Raw genomic sequence first — 20,042 nt, forward strand, 5'->3', positions numbered from 1 at the left:
GATGCTCCGCGTCGGCATGCCTTTCGTGACGCTGCGCGTCACACCGCGGTTCTGCGGTGTCACCCTCTCTGTTAGCGGGTTGCGGCCATCAGGCGGTTCACTTCGCTGCGGACCATGTTGGCGTATTCCGGCGGGCTCATGGTGTCCAGTTCGGATCTTACCCATTCGGACCATTTGCCTTTGCGTTTGGCGCGTTCGCCCATCAGGCGCGCTGCTTCGCCCTTGGCTTTGCCCAGATTGCTCTGCCAAAGATCGAACAGGCGGGACTTTTCGTCTTCTATGGCGGTACGCTCGGGAAGGGGCCGATTGGCCAGATTGAAACTCATGACAGTCACCTACGGCTAAAAACGGCTGCATCTTACACCGGGAATGGACTTCACTTGCAGAGTCTCACGTCGGGTCGTTCAAGCAATTGCAACTTTTTCGAATGTGCCAGACTCCATTGATTACTGTCGCAATCACCTGAAAGGAAAATCACATGGCTCGTAAGACTTCTGCCCAAAATGCTGCCGATCAGATCAAGGATCAGGCATTCAGCGAATTGCAGGCCCTCATCGAAGAATCCGACAAACTGCTCAAAGACAGCGCGGCGCTGGTGGGTGAAGATGCTGAAAGCATTCGCGCGCAACTGAGCCTCAAACTCAAGCAGGCGCTTGACTCGATGGCCAGCGTGCGTGATCGCACCAAGCCGGTGGTCGAGGCGACCGAAACCTACATCGGTGGCCATCCTTGGCAGACCGTAGCCATTTCTGCAGGCTTTGGCCTGGTGGTGGGCTTGTTGCTGGGCCGTCGCTGATCGACGTTCGGTAAGCAGACATGAAGCGGGCCGTCATAGACGGCCCGCTTTTGTGTTCGGCAGAGAACTTTTTGCCGGAATCAGCGCCGGATTCGCCACGGCTGCTTCTTGTACAGCGCCGTTTTAACGGCTGTACTGCACCACCGAAGGTTCCGCAAAACGATGGGACTTGGTGACCTTGGCCTGCAACGCCACGCGTTGTTCTTCAGCCAGGGCCTGGGTTTCGTAGGGCCCGATCAATGTCTGCTGCTTGCCGTCGATGTCGACGATGATCGGCGAGTAGCTGCGTTCCAACAGCCAGGCACTGGTGTCGCTCACCGCTTCCCGCGAATTCATCTGGATATACCATTGCGGCTTCGAGACCGGAGCAGTCGCTGCCACGTCTTGAATCTTGTTCCTGGGTGGCGTGCCCGAGCTGCCTCCGTCACATCCGGCCAGCGCCAGTACCGCTATCATCATTACCGTCTTGCGCACGTGAGTCTGCTCCTTGTCTGAAGTGGCGCGAGTCTAGCATTCCCGCCAGGTCTATCGAGACCGTGTGCCGAGGTGTCGCATGGCAAAGGAATTCACGCAAACGCCCGGCCACGCGGGGCTTCGCGCGAATGACCCAAGTAATTAGTAATAAAGATCGTGTAAACAGATATTTCTTTGCAGATTAAACGCAACAAGAGATGTCAAACCTCCTGCGACCATGTTGATCGATGGCTTGCTGCCATCGGTGCATTAGAACAGGAGTTCATCATGTGCGACCGAGACCCGCTGCATTGTTTCATCCCGCCTTATATGCTGGAACGTATGGCGCAATCGCCCAAGACGCTGGTCAGCGCCAGGGCCATCGCCAACCTGACGAGCAGCTCGGCGTTTCTAGCTTCCCGTCTTTCCGCCAGAACCATGCCCTCGCTACACGCGATCAAGTCGCCTGAAGGCGCGCTGCATCGCATGGTGTACGACGCCAAAGGTACTGACGATCTTCCGGGCACGCTGGCACGTTCAGAGGGCCAGAAATCCACCGGGGACAAGGCCGCAGACGAGGCCTTTGACGGCTCCGGCGATGTCTATGACTTTTACGCAGAGCTTTTCGAGCGCAATTCGCTGGATGACAACGGTATGTCGCTGGTCTCGACGGTGCATGTCGCCGAAGTGGACTTTAACGGCGATCATGTGCCGTTGAGCAACGCGTACTGGAACGGCAGCCAGATGGCTTACGGCGACGGTGACGATCTGGTGTTCAAGCGCTTTACCGGCAGTCTTGAAGTGATCGGCCACGAATTGACCCATGGTGTGCAGAGTTTCACGTCGAATCTGGAGTATCGCGGCCAGTCCGGCGCACTCAACGAGCACTTCGCCGATGTGTTCGGCATGCTGGTACGCCAGTAGAAGCAAGGCACCAGTGCTGCCGAGTCGGACTGGGTGGTGGGCAAGGAGCTGCTGGTGCCTGCGCCGACGCGCCGGGGCATTCGTGACATGGAAAGACCCGGAACAGCGTATGCCAACGATCCGGATCTGGGTGATGACCCGCAGCCAGCGACCATGGCCGACCTGTACAAAGGCGCCAAGGATCGGGGCGGCGTCCACATTAACTCCGGCATTCCGAATCGGGCCTTTGTGCTGGTCGCCAAGGCGCTCGGCGGAAATGCCTGGGAAGTTGCAGGCAGAATCTGGTATGAAACGATGCTGGCGCTGAAATCAGACAGTCAGTTCATCGATTGCGCGCGAACCAGCATCAAAATCGCCGCAGACTCCCGCTTTGGTCCCAAGGCCAAAAAAGCCGTACAGGCGGCCTGGAAAGAGGTCGGGGTCAAGGTGTGAGGCTCAGGGTTTAACCACAAAGGTGTTTGAAATGAAGGTCTGTCTAGTGCAATCAGGCGGTTTTGCAGGCGCGGTAAAACGCTGTGATATCGACACCGAAACACTTGATCAGCCGGAAGCCGAGCAGTTACGGCGGCTGGTGACTGACAGTGGTCTGGATCGCTCGAGCAGTGCCTTCAATGATGCGGCCCGGGATCTCAACCAGTACGAGATCACCATCGAGGACAAGTCCAAGGCCATTTGCCTGACCTTTGACGAGCACAACGTACCGGCTTCCGCCCGCCAGTTGCTGGGCTATCTCAAGCAGCGCGTCAAACCCGGAAAGCCCTGAGGCAGACCTGCATCGACAATAACCTGAACGCGCCAATGCTCCTGGTATTTTCTGCCAGCGGCATTGGCTGCGGATTAATTCGCCATCATTGCTTGCCCGCAGAATAATATCCCGGTTATAAATGAACCAGCCGGTACTGCCAGGGTCAATGGTTGCGCTGATATGTCGCCGCAGGCCGCATAAAAAACACCACGTCATACCATTAACTAGGTATCGTTTCGTGCTTCGAATTATCTATCACCCCTTACCTTTGCATCCATGGCGTCGATGAGCACTGTGCATCCTACTGAACATTCGTCCGGCCTGATCATCTGCGAACATTGCGATTCGCTTTATGAAGCCCAGCCGCTAAAGCCCGGTGAAGCGGCGTTCTGCTTGCGTTGCGACGCGATACTGGGTCGTGGCCGAAGGATGACCATTGAACAGTTGTTGGCCCTGACCATCGCTGCCGCCATGTTTTTCATGTTCGCCAATTTCTTTCCTGTGATCAGCATCAGCATGAAAGGGCTGACCAACGAAGTCACCCTGTGGCAATCAGTCGAAGCGCTCGCCCAGGGAAAAATCACCGTCATCGCGCTGGTTGCAGGGCTGTCGATCATTTTCGCCCCGCTTCTGCAGATCGTTCTGCTTTTCTGGGTATTGGTGCATGCACACAGGGGTGTCATCGCCCCCGGCTTCAAGACCTGCATGCGAGCGCTGGAACACTTGCGCCCCTGGAGCATGCTTGAAGTGTGCATGCTCGGTGTGCTGGTAGCGATCGTCAAGCTGTCCGGGATGCTCAATGTGCATCCCGGCCTGGGCTTGTGGGCAATGGCCATGCTGATGGTGCTGATTCTGCTGATCGCCAACAAGGACATCCGCCGTTTGTGGGATGAACTCGGAGTGCCTGCGCAATGAATGGCATCCCTTTCGCCAACGAGCACAAACTCTGCCTTTGCCACACCTGCGGCTATGCCTGTCAGGCAGATGCCCGGCGCTGCCCGCGCTGTGACTCACCCGTGCATCGACGCAAGCCAGACAGCATCAACCGCACCTGGGCATTTCTGATCGCTGCTCTGATTTTCTATATTCCGGCCAACGTCCTGCCGGTGATGTACACCAATCTGCTCGGCAACCGCAGCGAGAGCACCATCATGAGTGGTGTGATCGAGTTTTTCGAAAGTGGCTCCTGGGACATTGCCGTGCTGATTTTCGTCGCCAGTGTCGTGGTGCCCTGCATCAAGTTTCTGGTGTTGGGCATGCTGCTCATTACCTGCCAGCGGCGCAGCACCTGGGCAATGCGCGAACGGGCGCGCCTGTATCGCTTCATCGAATTGATCGGTTACTGGTCGATGCTCGATGTGCTGGTCGTTGCGCTCGTGGCGTCTCTGGTTCAGTTTCGCGAGCTCAGCACCATCGAGCCGCGTCTCGGTATTCTGTTTTTTGGCTTGGTAGTGGTGATGACGATGTTCGCCGCCATGAGTTTCGATCCCCGGCTTATCTGGGACGCAGAGGTTGAAGATGTCTGACAATACCCTCCCCCCGTCTGCTTCAGTGCCACGCCCTGAAGTCAAACGTCATCGCCTGCGCGTCTCGCTGATCTGGCTGGTGCCCATCATTGCGGCGATCATCGGCATCTCCATGGCCTTTCATGACTGGATGAATGTCGGGCCCCGAATCACCGTGAGCTTTCTCACCGCCGAGGGGCTAGAAGCCAACAAGACCCAGGTCAAATACAAGAACGTGGTCATCGGCATGGTTACGGACATCAGCCTGAGCGATGACCGCACCCACGTGCTGGCGACTATCGACCTGAATACCAGCGCCACGCCGTTCACCCGGATTGACAGCCAGTACTGGGTTGTGCGGCCGCGCATCGGTGCGCATGGCGTGTCGGGTGTAGACACCCTGCTGTCCGGCGCCTTCATCGGCGCTGACGCGGGCAGTTCCGAGGAAACCAAGACCAGCTTTACCGGCCTTGAAACGCCGCCGCCGGTTACATTTGGCGAGAAAGGCAAGCGCTTCATCCTGCACACCGACGATCTCGGCTCGCTGGACATTGGCTCGCCGATCTACTATCGACGCATCCAGGTGGGTCAGGTCGTGGCTTATGACTTGTCCAAGGATGGTCGCGGGGTCGACGTTCAGATCTTCATCAACGCGCCGAACGATCAGTACATCACCACCGATACCCGATTCTGGAATGCCAGCGGCGTGGACATCACCGTGGGAGCGTCAGGGGTGAAGGTCAATACTCAGTCGCTGACCTCGATCATCTCCGGCGGGATTGCGTTCCGCGAGCCTAACTGGAGCCCGGATGCCAAGCTGGCCGACGAGAACGCCGAGTTCAAGATCTTCGACGACCAGACCACGGCGATGGCCCCTCCGGATGGCGAGCCGCGTTACATCCGCATGCGTTTCAATCAGTCGCTGCGCGGCCTGGCGGTCAATGCTGCAGTGGATTTCCTCGGCGTCAATATCGGCAGGGTGGTGTCGGTCGACCTGGATTACGATCCGGCGACCAAGACCTTCCCCGGCATCGTCGGAGCAGTGATCTACCCCAAACGTCTGGGCGCAGCCGAGTCCAAGCTTAAAGAACTCGGCGGCTCGGGTGACGAAGAAGAACAGTCGGCCCGAGTGCTGGGCGCGTTTGTCGCCAATGGCCTGCGTGCTCAGGTGCGTAACGGCAACCTGTTGACCGGCCAGTTGTACATCGCCATGGAATTCGATCCGAAGGCGCCGAAAGTAGCGTTCAACGCCAAGGCGCGACCACTGGAAATCCCGACGGTGCCGGGCAGTTTCGACAAGTTGCAGGAGCAACTGCAAGCGTTCGTCGAGAAGCTCAGCAACCTGCCGATCGACCAACTCGCGGGCAACCTCAATGGCACGTTGAGCGAGCTGCAGAAAACCCTCAAACAGGTCAACAGCAGCGTGCTGCCGCAGATGCGTGGCACCTTGCAACAGGCTGAGAAAACCCTGGGCACTGCCAACGACTCGTTTGCCGAAGATTCACCTGCGCGTCAGCAACTGGGTCAGGCGCTGGATGAAGTGCAGCGCACTGCCCGCTCGGTCCGGGTGCTGACGGACTTCCTCAGCCGTCATCCTGAATCGCTGATCCGCGGCCGTACCGGCGATGCTGCCCCGCGCTCGTTCAACGCCCCGTCGTCGTCCCGTGCAATTGATCTGGAGCCAAAACAATGACCTTGCGTTTGAAACTGCTGGCGTTGGCCGCGACACTGGGCATCAGTGCCTGCACGTCGACGCAGACCCACTATTACACGCTGATCGCACCAATGGGCGCTGCCACCACTGCGGCAGTGAGCCCCATGCCGTTCCAGTTCGAAATGCTGCCGGTATTGATGCCGGTGCAGGTGGACCAGCCGCCGCTGGTGGTTCGTCAGGGCAATGGCAGCCTGGCGATTCTCGACACCGAACGCTGGGGATCGCCCTTGGGTGACGAGTTTCATGACGCACTGACACCGCAACTGGAACACCGCTTCGGCAGCCGGGACATGGCCGGTCTGCCAAAAAACGGCGAGCAACCGGTACTGTCAGTCCGTACCGACGTGCGACGGTTCGAGTCGATGCCGGGCAACTACGCGCTGATCGACGTCGTCTGGACCCTCGGGCTGCGTGAGGCCGGTGCTACCGCCGGCAGCAAACGCCAGAGTCTGACCTGCAGCAGCGTCATCCGCGAGCAGGCCGGGGAAGGCATGGAAAGCCTCATCATCGCGCACCAGAAAGCCGTTTCCCGGCTGGCTGACAAGATCGCCGCCACTGCGCAGCGCTGGGCGCAGCAACCGACGTCGCGCTGCCTGTAAAGCATGCCCCGACAAACCCTGCGCAGGGCCTTGCAGGGCTCTGCGCCGGCTGTGCAGGACTGCACCGAAGCGGTCTTTGAAATCGTACAGTTTCATACAAAACGGTATCACCCCGCCTGATTCATCCGTACACTCTTCGACCCATCAGGTACGTTAGTACCTGAACCACCCTGAACGCCTGTGCTCATGCCGATTCGGAGGCCCTTCTGGTCGTAGACAGAACGCTTGTTAACCCAAATTGTTGCAGTACAGCCAGATTTTATCTGGCAGACAGTTTTTCGAGGACAAACGGATGACAGGGATAGGACCACGATTAAAACGGGAAAGGCTGCGTCTCAAGCTTTCGCAAAGCGCATTGGGTGCCATAGGCGGCGTGGAAACCAATGCTCAAGGCAACTACGAAAATGGTATTCGGTCGCCCCGCGCGGACTACTTGTCACGCATTGCCGAAGCCGGCATTGATATTACTTACCTGGTCACCGGTTTCCACGCCGACCCTTTCGTAGCAGCGCCAGCCCTGCCTGAGAGATCAAACAGCGAGCGCCTGAACGGGGTGATTGCCCGTTTGCACGGCAGCCTGCACGACGTGACCCAGAACCTGTATCAGGTCGCCCGCCTGATGGAATCGAACGTTGAACAAGGCGTCCTGAACAGTGATCAGCTCGATACCATCAAGAGCGATGCGGAAGCCATCACCATCGCAACGGTTCGATTGATTTACATGACATCAAAACTGAAATGACCCGAGTGAAGCCAGTGCTGCTACCGCTCACTGCGCAGGAAATGCCTTGGTCCTGAGTTTCTCCATCACCAGCCCGATAAACGCCGAAACAGCCAATGGCAAATGTTGCCGACTGGGATAAAGCACATGCAGGCCATGGCTGGTGCGCTGATACTGCGCCAGTACCGGCACCAGCAGCCCCTTGCGTAAATCGGCGCGGATCAGGGTGGTCGGCAACAAAGCGATGCCCAATCCGGCAAGCGCCGCCTTACGCAGCGCCTGCGCAGTGTTTGCATTGAATCGGCTGGCAATCTGCACCTCATGCAGCTTTGCCTCCGGATCGAGCAGCCGCCAGGTGTTAAAACTGCCAGGGTGCGCGGCACACACGCAATAGTGAGCCTGCAGACTCTCCAGCGACGCAGGCATACCGTGAGTCGCGAGATAGGCCGGGCTGGCGACCATGCAGTCGCGCTCTTCATCGATCAGTTGACGCCCCACATAACCCGAGTCCTGCAAAGGGCCGCCCCTGAAGGCGATGTCCAGCCGGTCAGCGATCAGATCGGCGCGATCATCGCTGAGGACAAACTCGAGCTGCACGCGCGGGTAACGAGCAAGAAAATCGGCCACCCAGTCCATCGAAAAAAAGTCGAAGAAATCCGCCGTTGCGGCAATTCGCACTCGGCCACTGGGCTCCTCACGCCTCGAAACAAGCTGCTCTGCGGCGTCGACCAATCCATCGACAGCGCCCATGCAACGCTCATAGAAGTCCTGACCGGCCGGGGTCAGCGCCAGCTTGCGCGTTGAACGCTGCAACAGCCGTGTGTCCAGCTGTGCTTCCAGTTGCTGAATTCTGCGGCTGACGGTATTCGATGGCATGCCCAGCTGCCGGGCAGCCTGCGCAAAACTGCCGCTGCGCACCACCTGCACAAACAGCGCGACGTCATTGAGGTCTGGCACCATAGCGCGATTCCTTCTGAATATGGATGAGTGCAAGCCAACTATACCGGCTAATAAGCTAATCCATAGGCCCTTATGCTGGGCACTCAGACATCAAGGTCCAGAGGAAAGCCCTATGAACAGCATCGTCGCCATCCAGCCGCGCGCCATTACCCATCGCACCAGCGGCAGAAACCGCGGGCCGATCACGCGTCTGATGAGCCCGGGCGATCTGGGCCAGTTGCTGAAGCCCTTCGTCTTTCTCGATCAGTTCGCATTCCGGCCCGAGCCGGGAAAAAAGGGCTTTGGCATGCACCCGCACTCCGGGATAGCAACCCTGACCTACATGCTTGAAGGCGAGCTGGCCTACGAAGACACCACCGGTAAATCAGGGCTGCTACCCAGTGGGGGCGTGGAATGGATGAGCGCGGGCAACGGGGTATGGCACGACGCCCAGCCCGTGAGTGATGCGCTGATTACCGGCTTTCAATTGTGGGTGGCACTGCCCGCCGCGCAGGAAAACGGTCCTGCGCAAAGCGTTTATCTGGCCGCCGCGCAGGTTGCGCAGGAAGGTCCGGCGCAGGTGCTGCTGGGGCGTTACGGCAGCGCACACAGCAGCATACCGGCCCCGCAAGGCATGAATTATCTGGCGGTGCACCTGAAAGATGGCGAGCACTGGCGTTATACGCCGCCGGCAGGTCATACCGTGGGCTGGCTGGCCGTCAGCACCGGGCACCTGGATGCCAACGGCCCGATCAGCGCGGGAGAGCTGGCGGTCTTCGAAGCGTCAGACAGGCCCATCGATCTGGTGGCGACAGGCCCGACCTGTTTCGTGCTCGGATCGGCCATCAAGCACCCTCACGACCTGATCACCGGCTATTACTCGGTGCACACCAGCCAGGCCGCGCTCATGCAGGGCGAACAGGAGATCGAGCGGATCGGCGCCCTGTTGCGCGAACAAGGCAGGCTGTAGCCGATCAAAGCTCCGGCTAAATGCGGGTCGAGACGCCAGCCGCTAAACCGTGATCGGCTGGCGATTCGACTGCAAGCGTCTGCGCGGTCAGGTCATTGCAGGGGCCGCGCCCACGGGGTGTCGACGCGGTGCGGCCATGGCGAACAGTTCGTCGACACGGCTGACTTCCTCTGCACTCGGTTTGATCACCACGGCGCACGCCACGAAAATACCTGCGTTGAAGATCAGGCCGATGATGCCGCTGGTCAACGATCCCAGTGCCGGAATGTCGTCAGGGTAGATAGTCGTCAGGACAATCGCGACGATAATCCCGACCAGCATCCCGGCAATCGCTCCTTGTTTATTGCCATGGCGGCTGAACACACCGAAAAACAGCGGCACGGCCAGCTGGATGATGCCCTGGTAAGAAATCTGCGCAAGCAGTTGCAAGCGTGCGTAATCGAAAGTCAGGTAGGCCAGCAGCGACGCCGCAGCAATGAACACCACCATGCCGGCCTTGGCAAGGACGGTCTTCTCGCGGTCACTGCGCGGCTTGTTCCAGGTCGCCAGGTCGTTGGCGAATTGCGTACCGCACACCTGAACACAGCCATCGACATGACCGATACTGGCAGCCAGAACGATCATGATCGCCACCGCCAGCAGCCACGGCCCACCGATGTCGAACAGCGACAGAAACCAGCCGTGCTGCGGATGAGCGGCCACGTTCGGATCCTGGCTGACGGCGACGGCGAACAGCATCAGGATGCCGTAGAAACCGCCCACCAGCAGGATGGTCAGCAGTGTGCCTTTCTTCACTGAGCGCACACCGCTGGCGGTGTAGATACGCTGAAAACTCATGGGCCAGCACATCGAGCCGATCACCCCGGTAAAGATCAGGCTGAACATGTACATCGGGCCATAGGTACTGCCTGCGCCGCCTGGAATCACCAGCATGCTGGCCGGCAGTTGCGACAGGTTCGCGAACGAGGCCTGGGCACCGAACAGCAGAAAAACGCACAACGCAGCGCACAGCACGTAAGCGATCAGGCCTTGATACATGTCCGTCATGATCAACCCGCGCATGCCCATGCTGACCGTCCAGTACTGGCGGATGAGAATGACGGCGACACCGACCAGCAGGCAGGTGGTCACGCCCCAGCGGCCAAAGCTGGCGAACTGAAACAGCGTGGCCAGCGCCTGAATGCCCATCACCACCCAGGGGAACACCGAGATGATGCCGATGATCGACGCAATGCGTTTGACTACCGGGCTGTTGAAGCGCATGCCCAGCAAGTCCGGTTGCGTGGTCAGATTGAAGCGCTTGCCCCAGGTCCAGGCCCGGTTGGCCATCAGGTACATCGCGGTCACGCCGAGCGTGGCGTAGACCATGCCGTAAAAGCCCAGTGCGCCGCCGACCGACAAGGCAAAGAACGCCGTGAAGGTCGCACCGGGCCACCACGAGTTGGTGTAACACATGGCGATGAACCACGGCCCATAGGAACGACCGCCCACGGCGTAGTCGGAGAAACTGTCGCTCTTGCGATTGGTCGCGTACAGCACTGCGATCATGCCCGCGAGAAACAGACCGATCAGGCCGAAGGTGATGTAAAGATCCGAACCACTCGTTGTACTGATCATTGCGCGTCCCCTTCGTCAGGAATTTCGCCAAGCAGGGACTCGACGACATACAGCAACCACAGGCCAAGGCCCATCAACACCGCGATCAGAATCCAGTAGAAGATCGGCAACGGGATACCAAGCACCATGACGGCACTGCCGCTGACCTGCAGGTAGAACGGCGGAAACAGCGCCATCATCAATAGCGCAAAGAAGTAAACGCCGAAGACCAGGCTTTTCAGGCGCCCGGGCGGTGCGGTGGATGGAAGGGTACTCATGGAGGTGCTCCTTGAATTTCAGAATCGGGCGGTGAAGTGACCGGATAAAACTCAAGCAGTGAAAGGAATGTGCGGTGAGCCGCTACGTTTTTCTTATTGAGTGGCGTGCTGTTGTCGTGTCAGGCGTGCCTTAGCCAGGTTTCCCACTGTGAATCGTTGATGATGCTGCGTGCGCGCATGTGCTTCCAGGCACCATATTTGTAGAAATCGAAATCCAGTTGCGAGACTGCGTGCTGAACCATCGCCCAGGTCGACCATTTCAGGTCCGCCAGCGCCTTGTTCAGCTTGATTCGCGCAATGGTCTGCGCACTGACATGGCCGAAATAGTCTTCGATCAGCGCCAGCTCCATCTCATCGCTGAAAAACATCTCGCCGAACCACAGCGCCAGCTCGTAATGGCGGTCGTTGTTGGAGGCATATTCGAAGTCCACGAGGCGGATCTGGCGCTGGGCGTTGAGCATGAAATTGCCCGCCAGCGTGTCGTTCATACACGGCGCCAGATCGATGCCGGACGCCTGCAAGGCCTGCTTCGCGCGCTGATACTGCAAGCACAGCCAGTCATCGTCCTGGGGCTTCAACCCGTTGAGTTCAGCGACCTGACGCTGGTGTTCGGCGATCATGTCGAACACGGTCTTGGTCTGTTTGAGCAACGGTTGATCGTTGAACGCCTTGAGCCCGTGCAGCGCGCCGTGGCGTATGTCGCGCTGCAGGAAATCGTGATTGGACGACGCGCGCCAGCCCTCCATGAACTCGAACACCTCGACCCCGTACGCTTCCAGAAAGGCAAATACCGGCGCGCCGTAGCCGGTTTGCGCGGCTTTCACGCTCGCCTCGTGTGCCGTCTGGCGATCGATGAACATCTCCGTGCCGACGCCCGGCACCTTGAAAAAATACGCCGTGTCGGCGCCCTCCACTTCGACCCGCCAGTTGGTGTTGGAGATGCCGCCACTGACCGGCTCGTAAGCCACCTGGCGACCCTGCCAGCCTTCAATGCTACGCACCGCGGCCTCAAGCTGTCGCTCCTGGCTGCTGACGGATTGTCCTAGCGTTTTCATGACCTGCCCTCCTGAACCTGACGCAACCAGCCTTCCAGCCTGGGGTCCTGAACGCTTTGCCGGCAGCGCAGCAACGTCCATTGCCCGACCTTGGAAAACTCCAGCGGTCGCGCGGACGTACTGCCTGCCCAGAATCCCCACAACGTCCAGTACCAGTCGTTGATCAGCGCGTACAACCGGCACACGGCGTAGTCGACTTCGCGGCATTGCCCGGCCCAGGCGCTGATCCCGTCACGCCACTCGTGTTCGAACGAATACAGCTCGTTGAGGGTGATCGCCACGTCGTACCAAGGGTCCATGCAGCCGCCGTAGTCGAAGTCGATCAGGCGCAGTGCTCCGGCCTCCGACACCATCACATTGCTGGCCACACCATCACCGTGCAGCGGGCGCTTTTGCACAGACCGTGCCTGCACTGCCAGCCAGACCATGTCCACGCAACGATCGATCCAGTGATGCTCATCCGGCAACAGCACGTTGTCCCGCGCGCACGCATCACGAAGACCCTGAATGTCCGCCATCGGCGAACGCACAACGTCAGGGGCCGGCCCGGCATGAACCTGCTTTTTCAGCGCCCACAGTGCTTCAAGCCGGCCCGGCGCGAGCAGATCGTCCAGTCTGGCGACACGCCATTGCGGGCCGAGGTCTTCGAAAATCAGCACGCCGTTGTGCCTGTCATGGCTCAGCAAGCGTGGCGCCGCACCACTGAGACCCGCACACTCGCTGGCCCGCGCCGCAGCATCGATATCGATAACCGCTGCCATGTCGGCCTGCAGCACTTTTGCGTAACAGCGGCGTTCGCCGCAAGACACGCGAAAACCCGCCCATTCAGTCGCCAGACGCGACGGCGATGCAACGCCCTGGGTGACCGGCTCGATGCGCCGATCTGCATCGAATCCGTAAGTTGTCAGCGCGCAATCCAGGCGTGTGGTCAGGCTTTCTGCATATGACATGGTCGGCCCTCAGCGAAGCGCGGCGGATGAGGTGCAGGCGCGATGCAACAGCCCGGTCAACATGCGCAGGCCATTGCGCATGTCATGGTCACTGGTATATTCGGCCTCGTTGTGCGAAACGCCGTTACTGCTGGGAATGAACAGCAGGCACACCGGATAACGGCTGTTCATGCTGATTGCATCGTGCCCGGCGACGGTAGTGCTGTCGGCAGTCGGCAAGCCCAGCTCGCTGCCCACACCGTGCGCCAGCTCGGCAAAGCCCTGATGCAGGCTCGCCGGTGAGCGCAGCACACTGCTTTCAACTTCGAAACCGGTCAGGGTCTGCCCGGCGATATGTTGCAAGGTCGTGTCCAGCCGTTCGCTGGCAGCGCTGAGCAGGTCGATGTCCCGAGAGCGGTATTCGATCAGCAGTGACACTCTGGACGGCACGACGTTGGGCGAATTGGGATAGACCTCGATACGCCCCACCGAACTGTGCATCTGCACGCCATGCCGGTCGGCTTCGGCGCGCACCGCAGTAATTGCGTGCGCGGCGGCCAGCAGTGCATCACGGCGTGCCGCCATGGGCGTCGGGCCGGTGTGATTCTGCTCGCCATCGAAGCGCACCCGGCGTTTCAGCGCAGCCCAGGTTTCACGCACCACGCCAATTGCCATCTGGCTGCTTTCCAATCCCGAGCCCTGCTCGACGTGAATCTCGGCATACCCGGCGATGTTCAGATTGACCCGGTCCTCACCAAGGTAGCCAATGGCCTGCAACGCATCCTTCAGGCGAACGCCATCGCCGTCGCGGCTTTCCCAGGCCTGCTTGAGAGGAAGCGCACCGGTGAAAACCCCACTGCCGATCAGGCTCGGCTGAAAGCGTGCGCCCTCCTCGTTGGTCCAGTTGACCACCGCCAGATTGCAAGCGGGCTTTTCGCCGCGTTCGCGCAACTGTCGCGCCAGGCTGGACACCGCCACGGCACCAGCCAGGACGCCATACACGCCATCGAAACGCCCCGCGTTCGGCTGGCTGTCCAGATGCGAACCGCAGAGCAGCCAAGGTGCGTCCGGATCAAAGGTCATGAGGCCAAACATGTTGCCGATGGCATCGACGCGCACTTCAAAATCATGCGCTTCGAGCCAGTCACGAAACAGGTCGCGAACCCGACCGTCTTCGGTCGATGCCGCCAGTCGATGCAGCCCCCCGCCAGGCGTCGCACCAATGGCCGAGGTGTGTTCGAACAGGCGCTCGAACTCGGCCAGATCCTGCGCCACGGGCTCGATCAATTCAGGCGTAGAGTGTGTCGACATGGTCTTTCTCCAGGCGTGTCGCGAACTCGGCGGATAAGGCTCGATTGGTGACCAGGGTCGTGATTGCGGCGAACGGCAGGGTATTGATGAACGTGCGATGGCCAAACTTGCCATCGTCGGCGAGGATCACGCTGCGTGTGCAATGCCGGACCAGCGTCCTGCGCAACATCGCCTCGGGTTCCTGATAATCCATCAGCCCCAGGTCGAGATCGATGCCGCCAATTCCCATGAAGGCAATGTCATAGTGAAACTGCCTGGCAAACTCCAGCGTATGCGGCCCGATCAAGGCGTTGTCGGTACACCGCACATCGCCCGGAGCGACCAGCACCTGATTGTCACTCTGGTGCGAGATGAGCTGGGCGATGTCCAGTGAGTTGGTAATGATCTTCAACTGACTGAACGTGGTCAGCTGCTGGGCCAGCGCCAGTGTCGAAGTGCCGGTGTCGAGAAAGATCGCCATACCTTCCGTCACCAACCGGGCCGCGCAGGCCGCGATGCCCGCCTTGGCCCTCGGCTTGAGCCGGCTGCGTTCCTGCAAGGGCAATTCCTCACTGGACCTGGGCAGGATTGCACCGCCATGAATCCGCCTTAAACTGCCCTCTTCCTCCAGATACTTGAAATCCCGGCGAATGGTTTCCTCGGACACGAACAGCAGTTGCGCGAGGTCCGACGCTTTGACGCGCTGCTGTTGAACGAGAAGGCGCATGATTGATTCCAGTCGAGGCTGATTGAGCATGCTCGATACATTCCTTTGCGAATTATGGATTCCGGTATCCAGAGCGGCTGCCACCTGCCCGACCGGAGCGAGTTGCATGTCAGCGGCTCAGCATCGGCGGCACGTGCTGATCCCAGGGCGCCATGTCTTCCACGGCGGCACAGAACTGCAACACATGAGCGTCGGCGAAACGAGGCCCGACCACTTGCAGACCGATGGGCAGACCGGCCGAACTGCGTCCGCACGGCAGGCTGGCCGCCGGGTTGCCGGAAAGATTGAAAGGGTAGGTAAACGGCGTCCAGCGCGCCCAGGGCAAGGCGCTGTCCTGGCCGACGTAACCGGCAGGTGCTACCTCATCGGCCGCGAACGGCAGGATCGGCAACGTGGGCATCAGCAGCAGATCGTAATCTTCGAAAAGCGCATGCACCTGATTGGCGAACGCCGCCCGCTGCTGCATCGCTTGCAGGTAATCACTCAAATCGTACTGCGCCGAACGCCTGATCAATTCGGCGAAACCCGGGTCGAGCTGTTCCATATGCTGCGCCAGCCCTTTGCCGTAAGCGATACCGCGCCCCGCGACCCACAGCGTTTCGAACGTCGCCAGCGGGTCCGCCCAGTCGAGCTTGAGGGTATTGAGCGTAACGGGCAGATTCCTCGCGATCTCGCCCACGGCTGCCTCGACCGCCGCTGCGATCTCGGGGTCGACCGGGGTGTCGAACAGGGTCGGGCAATAGCCGATACGCAACGGCTTCAACGGCTGATCGCAGCGGTCCAGAAAAGATTCGCCCGGCGCTGGCAAGGCTTGGTGATCCAGTGGATCGGGGCCCGACAGAATGTCGAACAGCAAGGCACTGTCGCGCACGGTGCGGGTGACAGGCCCGGCGTGACTGAGCATTTCGGTGGCAGACCAAGGCCAGGTCGGAATGCGTCCCAGCGTGCCCTTGAGCGCGAATGCCCCGCAGAACGCCCCCGGTATGCGCACCGAGCCGCCGCCATCGGAGCCCAGGGTCGCTGGCACCATCCGCGCCGCCACGGCAATCGCCGAACCGGAACTGGAGCCGCCACTGGTCAGGGTCGGGTCCCACGGGTTGCGGCCGTTGCCGAATACCCGTGAAGTACCTGCGCCGGTCCAGCCGAACTCGGTGGTCTCGGTCTTGCCGAGAATGATCGCCCCGGCGTCCTTGAGACGGCGAATGATCGGCGCGTCCTTGACCGGAACGTTTTCGAGCCCCGTCAGTGATCCGCGCGTGGTGCGCAAGCCGGCCGTCGAAAACAGATCCTTGATGCCGAACGGTATGCCATGCAATGGGCCGCGTATCTGGCCGCGCTGCAACTCGGCAGTCATGCTCCAGGCCTGCTCCAGCGCCGCTTCGGTGTAAACATCACCAAAGGCATTGAGTGTGGAATTGTGGGCTTTGATGGATTCGAGGCATATTTCGGTCAGACGGATCGGCGTCATGCAGCCTCTGCGCACATGGCCTGCGGCTTCGATCACTGTCGGTACGTTGGTTGGGCTGGGCTCAATCAAAACTGATACCTCTGAAGAAATGTCCGGCACAGACGTGTTCAGCGCATTACATTCAGGCACCGTTGATGCGTCAAGTGGGTTTTGTTGGATATATTGCTTTTGTGGCTTTTAAATTTGTAACAGCACCGCCGTGGTGCCATAAACCCGATCAAACTCCTGTTACGCCCAATTGCAGTGCGCTGCAGCGTCAGCCGAAAACGGGGCCGGGTTCCTGCAGAAAGGGACCGAAACGTTCGTCCGGACACTGATCCGACACCCGAAAGCGCGGCCCTGTAAGGGTTTGCCGGGACAATGCAGACCTGACAATGCAATGCGCCTTGCTGCCGCCTGTAAATCATAGGCATGATACGGCCTTGTACTCATCGTGATACGTACTCATGGCCCATATTCCAGCACCGTTTCCAGCCCACGAGGAGGATCGAATCCTCTCGCTCGAACACCTCAAAGTGCTGGACAGCGCACCCGAACAGGGTTTTGACGATGTAGTCCTGCTCGCCACAACGCTGTGTGATGCACCTATCGCACTGGTGTCGCTGATCGACCGGGAACGTCAGTGGTTCAAGGCGTGCATCGGCCTGGACATCAGCGAAACCCATCGCGACCTGGCCTTTTGCGCCCACGCCATCCTGGAACCTTCCGATGTGCTGGTGGTGGAAGATGCCACCACCGACCCACGCTTCCGGGAAAGCCCGCTGGTGCTGGGGCCTCCCTACATCCGGTTTTATGCGGGCGCACCGATTCGCGACGAGTCGGGCAATGCGCTGGGCACGGTCTGTGTCATCGACATCTGGCCACGCGTCCTCAGCGACCAGCAGCGCGCGGCTTTGCTGGCTCTGGCCCGGCAGACAGCCGCCTTGATGCAATACCGCGTGCTCAATGATCAGCGTGAAAAACACGCCGCCGCGCTTGAACTGGAGCTCGAAAATGCGCAGAACCAGAGCCAGACGCTCGAGCGCAACCTGCGCCATTCGCAACGCGTGTCATCGCTGGGAATGCTGACCGCCAGCATCGCCCATGACTTCAACAATCTGCTCCAGGCGTTGAGTGCCAGCCTGCAACTCATCCATATGCGCTCGCGGCGCCCTATCGACGTCGAAACGTTCAGCAACACCGGCATGCAGGCGGTAGAACACGGCCGACAACTGGTGACGCGCCTGCTGACCAGCGTGCGAAACGACGGTCCGGAGCTGATCTGCATCGATGTCAGCGAGCGGCTCGATGCAGCGCGTGATCTGTTGTTTCGCTCGGTCGGTGACCAACTGACGTTGTCATTCGACCTGAGTGCCCGCGGCTGGGGTGTGCTGTGCGTCGAAGCGCAACTGCATGCCGCCGTATTGAACCTGCTGGCCAACGCACGCGACGCCATGCCGGAGCCCGGCAAGGCGCATATCGCGACGCGCGTCGAGTCGATCCGGAACGACGCGCAACTGCAACAAGGCGACTATGTCGTGCTCAGCGTGACCGACGACGGTCCGGGCATGACCGCTGATCTGAAGGACCAGATACTGGAGCCCTTCTTCACCACCAAACAAGCGGGGCTCGGTACCGGGCTGGGGCTGGCGCAGGTGCAGGAGTTTGCCGTCAACGCTGGCGGTGCGGTGCGCATCGAAACCGCTGAGGGTGCCGGTACCACCTTGCACCTTTACCTGAGAATACTGGGCCGAATCAATTAGACTCAGGGATAACACCCACTTCAGATCCCGGCAACGTTCCCTTTATCGCGAAGCGTTGCCTGCCCCCTCCTTCACTAACTCCCTCTTGAACGGCCCGCCTTTTAAAAACCATTATAATGCGGACGAATAGCGCACTATTTTAATTCTTATTATTCAGCTTATGAATCACCTGCCACTCAGGCACTTAATCTGATTGCAAACAACGATAAAGCCTGATGCCCATCTAATAAAAAGTGTCATAAATAGCAAACTTTCTCTTTCACATGATAATTCAAATCACCGCAACACTTTAACTAACGACTTACTATATTCACTCGGCAGCAAGCGTTTGGTTTGCTCTGTCTTGTCAACATAAGGACGTTTGCTGTTGGGGCGCCGTTTCAATAACCGCGCGCCATACACACAACTTAATCAAGGATTAGATTAAATGGTGAAGTCTCTTAACTGTGCACCACTCAAAATAGTCAGCGGTCTTCTTGGTTCGCTGCTGTTGACCAGTCTGTCTGCTCATGCAGACATTGCCACCGATGTTGCCACCACCGGCTGGGCTACCCAGAATGGCGGCACCAAAGGCGGTTCGCGAGCGGCGGCGAATAATATCTATACGGTCAAGAATGCCGCAGAGCTGAAGACCGCACTGGCCGCTTCGGTGGGTAGCAATGGCCGTATCATCAAGGTCACTGGAGTGATCGATGTCAGCGAAGGCAAGCCGTACACCAAGACCTCCGACATGAAGACCCGAGGCCGTCTGGACATTCCCGGCAAGACGACCATTGTCGGTACTACCAGCGCTGCCGAGATCCGCGAGGGTTTTTTCTACGCCAAGGAGAACGATGTCATTATCCGCAATCTGACTATCGAGAATCCCTGGGACCCGGAACCGGTCTGGGACCCGACAGATGGCAGTTCGGGAAACTGGAACGCTGAATACGACGGGTTGACCGTCGAAGGTGCCAGTAACGTATGGGTTGACCATGTAACCTTTACGGACGGGCGCCGTACCGATGATCAGAATGGCACCGCCAACGGTCGCCCCAAACAGCATCACGACGGTGCACTTGACGTCAAGAACGGCGCCAACTACGTCACCATCTCCTATTCAATTTTCAGGAACCACGAAAAGAACAACCTCATCGGTTCAAGCGACAGCAAAACAACCGATGACGGCAAACTGAAAGTGACTATCCATAACACGCTGTTCGAAAATATCTCGGCACGCGCACCCCGCGTCCGCTTTGGCCAAGTGCATCTTTACAACAACTACCATGTGGGCAGCACCAGTCATAAGGTGTACCCATTCAGTTATGCTCACGGCGTAGGCAAAAGTTCGAAGATCTTTTCCGAACGTAATGCGTTTGATGTAAGCGGTATCAGTGGTTGCAGCAAGGTTGCAGGGGATTACGGCGGCAGCGTTTACCGTGACAGCGGTTCGCTGGTCAACGGCACGGCGATTACCTGCACCTGGAGCACCAGCATTGGCTGGACTCCGCCCTACAGCTACACGCCGCTGGCAGCCGACAAAGTGGCTGCCGATGTCAAGGCCAAGGCAGGTGCAGGTAAAATCTGAACCCTGTCGCTGACCTGCTAAACG

Annotated in this window: 20 protein-coding genes and 1 pseudogene; 11 read left to right on the plus strand and 10 right to left on the minus strand. The window is 59.3% G+C overall.

Going from position 1 to position 20,042, the window contains the following annotated elements; translation table 11 throughout:
• Positions 1 to 71 precede the first annotated feature (71 nt).
• Complete coding sequence (locus ABJ99_RS06020; RefSeq protein ID WP_007249306.1) at positions 72 to 326, minus strand: hypothetical protein; 255 nt, start codon at positions 324 to 326, stop codon at positions 72 to 74.
• Between the two features lie 152 nt (positions 327 to 478).
• Here ABJ99_RS06020 and ABJ99_RS06025 point away from each other — a divergent pair, with 152 nt between their 5' ends.
• Complete coding sequence (locus tag ABJ99_RS06025) at positions 479 to 796, plus strand: ElaB/YgaM/YqjD family protein (RefSeq protein ID WP_007249305.1); 318 nt, start codon at positions 479 to 481, stop codon at positions 794 to 796.
• A gap of 123 nt (positions 797 to 919) precedes the next feature.
• On the opposite strand, the gene ABJ99_RS06030 is transcribed toward ABJ99_RS06025, so the two are convergent.
• Complete coding sequence (locus ABJ99_RS06030; RefSeq protein ID WP_054085031.1) at positions 920 to 1,270, minus strand: hypothetical protein; 351 nt, start codon at positions 1,268 to 1,270, stop codon at positions 920 to 922.
• 267 nt (positions 1,271 to 1,537) lie between these two features.
• Here ABJ99_RS06030 and ABJ99_RS06035 point away from each other — a divergent pair.
• From ABJ99_RS06035 to ABJ99_RS06065, 7 genes and pseudogenes are all read left to right on the plus strand, one after another.
• Positions 1,538 to 2,605 (plus strand): annotated as a pseudogene (locus ABJ99_RS06035) (M4 family metallopeptidase).
• 31 nt (positions 2,606 to 2,636) lie between these two features.
• A complete protein-coding gene (locus tag ABJ99_RS06040) occupies positions 2,637 to 2,936 on the plus strand; it encodes a protealysin inhibitor emfourin (RefSeq protein ID WP_007249302.1) in 300 nt (99 codons plus the stop codon).
• A gap of 267 nt (positions 2,937 to 3,203) precedes the next feature.
• Positions 3,204 to 3,833 carry a paraquat-inducible protein A gene (locus ABJ99_RS06045; RefSeq protein WP_054085032.1) on the plus strand — a complete coding sequence of 210 codons (630 nt, stop codon included), beginning with the start codon at positions 3,204 to 3,206 and terminating at the stop codon, positions 3,831 to 3,833.
• Positions 3,830 to 4,444, plus strand: a complete 615-nt coding sequence (locus ABJ99_RS06050) for a paraquat-inducible protein A (protein WP_054085033.1) — start codon at positions 3,830 to 3,832, stop codon at positions 4,442 to 4,444. Before ABJ99_RS06045 ends, ABJ99_RS06050 begins: the two co-directional genes overlap by 4 nt.
• The gene (locus ABJ99_RS06055) at positions 4,437 to 6,116 is read left to right on the plus strand and encodes a PqiB family protein (RefSeq protein WP_054085034.1); all 1,680 of its coding nucleotides are present in this window, start codon (positions 4,437 to 4,439) and stop codon (positions 6,114 to 6,116) included. Before ABJ99_RS06050 ends, ABJ99_RS06055 begins: the two co-directional genes overlap by 8 nt.
• Positions 6,113 to 6,736, plus strand: a complete 624-nt coding sequence (locus tag ABJ99_RS06060) for a PqiC family protein (protein ID WP_054085035.1) — start codon at positions 6,113 to 6,115, stop codon at positions 6,734 to 6,736. The genes ABJ99_RS06055 and ABJ99_RS06060 overlap by 4 nt, the downstream gene beginning before the upstream one ends.
• 292 nt (positions 6,737 to 7,028) lie before the next feature.
• On the plus strand, positions 7,029 to 7,478 hold the full coding sequence (locus ABJ99_RS06065) for a helix-turn-helix domain-containing protein (protein WP_054085036.1): 450 nt from the start codon (positions 7,029 to 7,031) through the stop codon (positions 7,476 to 7,478).
• 27 nt (positions 7,479 to 7,505) lie between these two features.
• Here ABJ99_RS06065 and ABJ99_RS06070 read toward each other — a convergent pair whose 3' ends face one another.
• The gene (locus ABJ99_RS06070) at positions 7,506 to 8,417 is read right to left on the minus strand and encodes a LysR family transcriptional regulator (RefSeq protein WP_054085037.1); all 912 of its coding nucleotides are present in this window, start codon (positions 8,415 to 8,417) and stop codon (positions 7,506 to 7,508) included.
• A 112-nt stretch (positions 8,418 to 8,529) separates the two neighbouring features.
• On the opposite strand from ABJ99_RS06070, the gene ABJ99_RS06075 reads away from it, so the two are divergent.
• Positions 8,530 to 9,366 (plus strand): pirin family protein, encoded by an 837-nt coding sequence (locus ABJ99_RS06075; protein WP_054085038.1) that lies wholly within the window; start codon positions 8,530 to 8,532, stop codon positions 9,364 to 9,366.
• An 87-nt stretch (positions 9,367 to 9,453) separates the two neighbouring features.
• Here the strand turns inward: ABJ99_RS06075 and ABJ99_RS06080 are convergent, their stop codons facing one another.
• From ABJ99_RS06080 to ABJ99_RS06110, 7 genes are all read right to left on the minus strand, one after another.
• Positions 9,454 to 10,983: a sodium:solute symporter family protein gene (locus ABJ99_RS06080; protein WP_054085039.1), complete on the minus strand. Its 1,530-nt coding sequence runs from the start codon at positions 10,981 to 10,983 to the stop codon at positions 9,454 to 9,456.
• Entirely contained in the window at positions 10,980 to 11,240 is a 261-nt protein-coding gene (locus ABJ99_RS06085; protein ID WP_054085040.1) for a hypothetical protein, read from the minus strand. The genes ABJ99_RS06080 and ABJ99_RS06085 overlap by 4 nt, the downstream gene beginning before the upstream one ends.
• Positions 11,241 to 11,359: 119 nt before the next feature.
• Positions 11,360 to 12,295 carry a choline kinase family protein gene (locus ABJ99_RS06090; RefSeq protein WP_054085041.1) on the minus strand — a complete coding sequence of 312 codons (936 nt, stop codon included), beginning with the start codon at positions 12,293 to 12,295 and terminating at the stop codon, positions 11,360 to 11,362.
• Positions 12,292 to 13,245, minus strand: coding sequence for an aminoglycoside phosphotransferase family protein (locus ABJ99_RS06095; RefSeq protein WP_054085042.1), 954 nt, complete (start codon positions 13,243 to 13,245; stop codon positions 12,292 to 12,294). The genes ABJ99_RS06090 and ABJ99_RS06095 overlap by 4 nt, the downstream gene beginning before the upstream one ends.
• Positions 13,246 to 13,254: 9 nt before the next feature.
• Positions 13,255 to 14,535, minus strand: coding sequence for a Zn-dependent hydrolase (locus tag ABJ99_RS06100; protein ID WP_054085043.1), 1,281 nt, complete (start codon positions 14,533 to 14,535; stop codon positions 13,255 to 13,257).
• On the minus strand, positions 14,513 to 15,271 hold the full coding sequence (locus ABJ99_RS06105) for a DeoR/GlpR family DNA-binding transcription regulator (protein WP_054085044.1): 759 nt from the start codon (positions 15,269 to 15,271) through the stop codon (positions 14,513 to 14,515). Before ABJ99_RS06105 ends, ABJ99_RS06100 begins: the two co-directional genes overlap by 23 nt.
• Positions 15,272 to 15,350: 79 nt before the next feature.
• The gene (locus tag ABJ99_RS06110) at positions 15,351 to 16,709 is read right to left on the minus strand and encodes an amidase (protein WP_054085200.1); all 1,359 of its coding nucleotides are present in this window, start codon (positions 16,707 to 16,709) and stop codon (positions 15,351 to 15,353) included.
• A 446-nt stretch (positions 16,710 to 17,155) separates the two neighbouring features.
• Here ABJ99_RS06110 and ABJ99_RS06115 point away from each other — a divergent pair, with 446 nt between their 5' ends.
• Both ABJ99_RS06115 and ABJ99_RS06120 read left to right on the plus strand, forming a co-directional pair.
• Entirely contained in the window at positions 17,156 to 18,451 is a 1,296-nt protein-coding gene (locus tag ABJ99_RS06115; RefSeq protein WP_054085045.1) for a sensor histidine kinase, read from the plus strand.
• A 427-nt stretch (positions 18,452 to 18,878) separates the two neighbouring features.
• Positions 18,879 to 20,018, plus strand: coding sequence for a pectate lyase family protein (locus ABJ99_RS06120; protein WP_054085046.1), 1,140 nt, complete (start codon positions 18,879 to 18,881; stop codon positions 20,016 to 20,018).
• Positions 20,019 to 20,042: the final 24 nt, after the last annotated feature.

The organism is Pseudomonas syringae pv. cilantro, assembly GCF_001293775.1.
GTDB classification, from domain to species: Bacteria; Pseudomonadota; Gammaproteobacteria; order Pseudomonadales; family Pseudomonadaceae; genus Aquipseudomonas; species Aquipseudomonas syringae_P.

What these genes read in the sequence shown, in the direction of transcription:
- ABJ99_RS06025 (WP_007249305.1), top strand. Translation starts at nt 479, where the DNA reads ATGGCTCGTAAGACTTCTGCCCAAAATGCTGCCGATCAGATCAAGGAT.
- ABJ99_RS06050 (WP_054085033.1), top strand. Translation starts at nt 3,830, where the DNA reads ATGAATGGCATCCCTTTCGCCAACGAGCACAAACTCTGCCTTTGCCAC.
- ABJ99_RS06095 (WP_054085042.1), bottom strand. Translation starts at nt 13,245, where the DNA reads ATGTCATATGCAGAAAGCCTGACCACACGCCTGGATTGCGCGCTGACA.
- ABJ99_RS06070 (WP_054085037.1), bottom strand. Translation starts at nt 8,417, where the DNA reads ATGGTGCCAGACCTCAATGACGTCGCGCTGTTTGTGCAGGTGGTGCGC.
- ABJ99_RS06055 (WP_054085034.1), top strand. Translation starts at nt 4,437, where the DNA reads ATGTCTGACAATACCCTCCCCCCGTCTGCTTCAGTGCCACGCCCTGAA.
- ABJ99_RS06115 (WP_054085045.1), top strand. Translation starts at nt 17,156, where the DNA reads ATGGCCCATATTCCAGCACCGTTTCCAGCCCACGAGGAGGATCGAATC.
- ABJ99_RS06090 (WP_054085041.1), bottom strand. Translation starts at nt 12,295, where the DNA reads ATGAAAACGCTAGGACAATCCGTCAGCAGCCAGGAGCGACAGCTTGAG.
- ABJ99_RS06120 (WP_054085046.1), top strand. Translation starts at nt 18,879, where the DNA reads ATGGTGAAGTCTCTTAACTGTGCACCACTCAAAATAGTCAGCGGTCTT.
- ABJ99_RS06065 (WP_054085036.1), top strand. Translation starts at nt 7,029, where the DNA reads ATGACAGGGATAGGACCACGATTAAAACGGGAAAGGCTGCGTCTCAAG.
- ABJ99_RS06105 (WP_054085044.1), bottom strand. Translation starts at nt 15,271, where the DNA reads ATGCTCAATCAGCCTCGACTGGAATCAATCATGCGCCTTCTCGTTCAA.
- ABJ99_RS06080 (WP_054085039.1), bottom strand. Translation starts at nt 10,983, where the DNA reads ATGATCAGTACAACGAGTGGTTCGGATCTTTACATCACCTTCGGCCTG.
- ABJ99_RS06060 (WP_054085035.1), top strand. Translation starts at nt 6,113, where the DNA reads ATGACCTTGCGTTTGAAACTGCTGGCGTTGGCCGCGACACTGGGCATC.
- ABJ99_RS06110 (WP_054085200.1), bottom strand. Translation starts at nt 16,709, where the DNA reads ATGACGCCGATCCGTCTGACCGAAATATGCCTCGAATCCATCAAAGCC.
- ABJ99_RS06040 (WP_007249302.1), top strand. Translation starts at nt 2,637, where the DNA reads ATGAAGGTCTGTCTAGTGCAATCAGGCGGTTTTGCAGGCGCGGTAAAA.
- ABJ99_RS06020 (WP_007249306.1), bottom strand. Translation starts at nt 326, where the DNA reads ATGAGTTTCAATCTGGCCAATCGGCCCCTTCCCGAGCGTACCGCCATA.
- ABJ99_RS06075 (WP_054085038.1), top strand. Translation starts at nt 8,530, where the DNA reads ATGAACAGCATCGTCGCCATCCAGCCGCGCGCCATTACCCATCGCACC.
- ABJ99_RS06045 (WP_054085032.1), top strand. Translation starts at nt 3,204, where the DNA reads ATGAGCACTGTGCATCCTACTGAACATTCGTCCGGCCTGATCATCTGC.
- ABJ99_RS06085 (WP_054085040.1), bottom strand. Translation starts at nt 11,240, where the DNA reads ATGAGTACCCTTCCATCCACCGCACCGCCCGGGCGCCTGAAAAGCCTG.
- ABJ99_RS06100 (WP_054085043.1), bottom strand. Translation starts at nt 14,535, where the DNA reads ATGTCGACACACTCTACGCCTGAATTGATCGAGCCCGTGGCGCAGGAT.